General features: G+C 72.4%; 3 protein-coding genes and 1 pseudogene. 1 reads left to right on the forward strand and 3 read right to left on the reverse strand.

The genetic code is table 11. The features are described from left to right. Positions 1-665, reverse strand: a pseudogene (locus ACWDS7_RS47365) (hypothetical protein); the annotation flags it as partial. A gap of 487 nt (positions 666-1,152) precedes the next feature. Between ACWDS7_RS47365 and ACWDS7_RS47370 the strand changes: the two are divergent. Continuing rightward, positions 1,153-2,310: a site-specific integrase gene (locus ACWDS7_RS47370; protein WP_451934659.1), complete on the forward strand. Its 1,158-nt coding sequence runs from the start codon at positions 1,153-1,155 to the stop codon at positions 2,308-2,310. Positions 2,311-2,607: 297 nt separating this feature from the next. On the opposite strand, the gene ACWDS7_RS47375 is transcribed toward ACWDS7_RS47370, so the two are convergent. Both ACWDS7_RS47375 and ACWDS7_RS47380 read right to left on the reverse strand, forming a co-directional pair. Continuing rightward, positions 2,608-2,850 (reverse strand): hypothetical protein, encoded by a 243-nt coding sequence (locus ACWDS7_RS47375; protein ID WP_451934660.1) that lies wholly within the window; start codon positions 2,848-2,850, stop codon positions 2,608-2,610. 238 nt (positions 2,851-3,088) lie between these two features. Next, on the reverse strand, positions 3,089-3,460 hold the full coding sequence (locus tag ACWDS7_RS47380) for a DoxX family protein (protein WP_346021385.1): 372 nt from the start codon (positions 3,458-3,460) through the stop codon (positions 3,089-3,091). Positions 3,461-3,594 lie beyond the last annotated feature (134 nt).

The raw sequence follows: 3,594 nt of genomic DNA on the forward strand, positions 1-3,594 counted from the left end.
TGCTCGTCGCCGGCGCGGCGCAGTTCCTCCAGCTCGGTGCGTGTCGCGTCGGTCTGGGCGCGGGCCCGGCGGCTGTCGTCCTGGGCGGCGGCGAGCTGGGTGGCCAGGGTGTCGGTACGGCTGCGCTGCTCGGTGAGCTGGTCGCCCAGCGCTGCCGCGCGGGCCCGCTCGGCGGCCAGGTCCCGGTCGCGGTCGGCCAGGCCGGTCTGCAGCGCCGTGGCGGCGGCCCGGGCCTGCTCTGCCTCGGTGCGTAGCGCGCGCAGCTGGGTGGCCTGGTCGGCGGTCACCGCCGCGGCGTGCTCGGCGGCCTCGGTGGCCTCGCCGAGCTTCGTCCCCAGGTCGAGCACTTCGGCGCGGGTCTTCTCCGTCACGCGCTCGAGATCGGCGCGGGCGTTGCCCTCGCGCTCCTCGGCCAGTCGCTGGGCCTGCTCGGCTTCGCGCATCCGCCGCTCGGCGCTGATACGGGCGCGATCGGCGGCCGCGGCCTGCTCGCGGGCGAGTGCGGCGTCCGCGCGGTCCTCGGCGGCTTCGGCTTCGGCGGCACCGATCCGGGCCAGCGCGCCGGTCTCGGCCAGGTCGACCTTTTCGGCGAAGCGGTCGACGAGCGTGGCGAGTGCCTCCTGCAGCGGGCGTGCTTCGGTCAGGATCGCGCCGGACTCGGTCACCGCGGTGGTAACGGCGGTGAGCTGCTCTTTGCGGCGAGCGCGGGAGGCGGCGGTTTTGCAGGCGTCACTGCAGTACTGGCGGGGCCGTCGGCCGGTGGAGCGTGGCAGCGGCTGGCCGTCCCAGGCACATCGGCCGTGCGGGGCCGCCGCATCGGCGGCAGGCGATGGGAGCGGTTCGGCCACCACTCCCGGGCCGCCGTCGGAGCGGCCGGTGGTGCCGGGCGGGTCGTCGTCGAGCGGTGCCTCGGGCGGGCCGGCCGGGTGATCCGGTTCCGGGCGGAGGCCGAAAGCGGTGTTTTTCGGGTCATCCGCAGAGCGGGGCGATGCGTTGTCAGCCACCCAAGCATTCTATCAAAACGTGTCTGCACGACTCGATAAAAAATCGAAGCGTTACGTTACGATATCTCGGCGATGCGTGCGCACCGGGCAGGCTTGCGATAACCTTCCTTATCGCAAGCCTTAATTAAGCCGATGATAGGATGACCGGATGAATCTGGAGCGCCAGGCCTCCGACCCTGCGGCCGGGGCGGACGCCTCCCCCACCGCGCCAGGCACGGATCTGATCGGCACCGTGCTCGCCCGGCGGGCGCCGGCCGACAGTGCGGCACGGATGGGCGATGCGGTGGTTCTGGACGGGGTGACGGTCGTCGGGGATCGACGCCCGGCCGACGAGCACCTGACCGAGGTGGCGGCGCGGCTGATCGCGGCGGCTCCGGCGGCCAACACCACCCGCGCCTACGCCCGCGTCTGGGCCGACTACCTGTCCTGGTGCACGGCCACCGGCCGCACCCCGCTGCCGGCCACCGCCGCCACCCTGGCCTCCTTCGTCGCCGAACTGGCCGGGCGCGGCCTGGCCCCGGCCACCATCGACCAGGCGCTGGCCTGCGTGTCGTCCGCGCACGGCAAGGCGGGCCTGGCCAGACCGCACACCACCGCCGCCCGCGACGCGTTGCGCGCCTACCGCCGTGAGTGGAACACCACAGGAGGCAACACGGTGCGCAAGGCCCCGCCGATCACCATCGACATCCTGCGCAGCCTCGTCGAACACACCCCCGACGACACTCCGACCGGCATCCGGGACCGGGCCGCGCTGGTGCTCGGCTTCGCGCTGATGGGCCGGCGCAGCGAGATCGCCGCCATCGACTGCGACCATCTCACCTTCCCGCGCCAGGGACTGGAGGTGTTCATCCCGATGAGCAAAACCGACCAGGACGCCGCCGGACAGACCATCGCGATCCCCTACGGCTCGCACCTGTCCACCTGCCCGGTCCGCTCGGTGCAGACCTGGCTGGCCGTGCTGCGCGAGCACGGCATCACCACCGGGGCGCTGCTGCGGCCCATCGACCGCTTCGGCCGCATCGGCGGCACCCCCGGCTGGGCCGGCCGCGGCGGACTACGCCTGTCGGGCGTCACGCTGAACACCATCGTCAAGGACGCCGCGCTCCGCGCCGGCCTGGCCGACGCCGAACGCTACAGCGCACACGGGCTACGCGCCGGCGGCGCCACCACCCTGGCCGACGCGAACGTGCCCACCGGCAAAATCGCCGAACAGGGCCGATGGAAGCCCACCTCCCCCACCGTGCACGGCTACGTCCGCACCGTCGACCGCTGGAAGGACAACCCCATGGGCAGAGCCGGGCTGTAACCCCGCACCCGGCACCGATTCGAGGGGGCATGGGGCTCCTGCGCCGACGTCCCGTCCATAGCCGGCTCGCCCAGCCTGCGCGCCATACTCGCCGCGCTGAACCGCACCCCTGACCGGCCGGCGCGACGCCGCGCTGCCGCTGCTCGGCTCCGCGACCACCGCCCGCGAATCCAAGCTCGTCGCCCTGGGCCTGGAGCAGGTCATCCCGCACCCCCGGGGCATGGAGGTGCGGCTGTATCGCGGCAAGAAGGAAGAAGGAGTTGCGGCAGCACGCCGTGAAATACGGCCGCCACGCCGTCACCTGCTTGGTGCGCCTTCCCCACCTGGGCCCGCGCTCTGGCCGAGCACGGCCGCACCGGCGGCCTGGTCTTCGTCCGCATCGACCGGCACGGTCATCTCGGCGTCGCCATGCCCCGGCACGGCCGCCCCATCGGCGACCCCGCCGGGTGCCTGACCGTCCGGGCCGTCGACCCGATCATCGCCGCTGCTGCCCGTCGCGCCGGCCTGACCCCCGAGGACACCGAGGGCCTGCTCCCGCACTGGCCCGGCCACTCCCTACGCCGCGGCTTCGCCACCGCCGCCCGCCACGCCGACGCCGGCCTGCTGCAGATCGGCCGCACCGGCGGCTTGGGACTCGGTGAGAGCGTCACCTGGCAGGCACGACACTTCGGCATCCGTTGGATTTTCCGCCGTTACTACCGAGACCTCTTCCAGAGGCGGCGATCCTGCTCGGCCAGCGGGATCAGCGCTCGCCAGGATCGTGCACGGGCTCGGAGATTCAGAGCGGCCACGAGCGGAGACGCCCCCACGCGACGATCGCGGCGATGACGATCACGGCGAGGTTTCCCCCGATCAGGTGTGCCTCGCCTCTTCCCAGGTGCGTGACCGTGGCACCGGCCATGAGGATCACGAAGCCGATCGCCGCCAGCGGTGTCAGTACGGGCGCGATCCGGGTCATCCCGGGAAGGACCAGGCCCGCCGCACCGCACACCTCGATGATCCCGATGCCCGCCACCTGGAGCCGGGGGAAGTCCTCCACCCACGGCATCAGCCCGCTGATGGCCTCCAGCGGCGCGACGATCTTGAGCCCGCCGGCGATAAGGAACAACACGGCCAGTAGCGCCTGGAATACCCACAGAACAAGAGACATGTCCCTTAGTGCAGCTCATCGCCCGCAGGACTGTCCAAGACCACTTTCCACCCGCCCGATAGGCTGGACCTATCACCCGAGCAGGTCCGTCACTTTCTCGCCTTCGCCGCCGCCAGCGATGACCCGCTCGCCCT

The sequence above is a fragment of the Streptosporangium sp. NPDC003464 genome, assembly GCF_053588315.1.

Excerpts from the sequence above, each read along its gene's own strand:
- ACWDS7_RS47370 (WP_451934659.1), top strand. The coding sequence starts at position 1,153 with ATGAATCTGGAGCGCCAGGCCTCCGACCCTGCGGCCGGGGCGGACGCC.
- ACWDS7_RS47380 (WP_346021385.1), bottom strand. The coding sequence starts at position 3,460 with ATGTCTCTTGTTCTGTGGGTATTCCAGGCGCTACTGGCCGTGTTGTTC.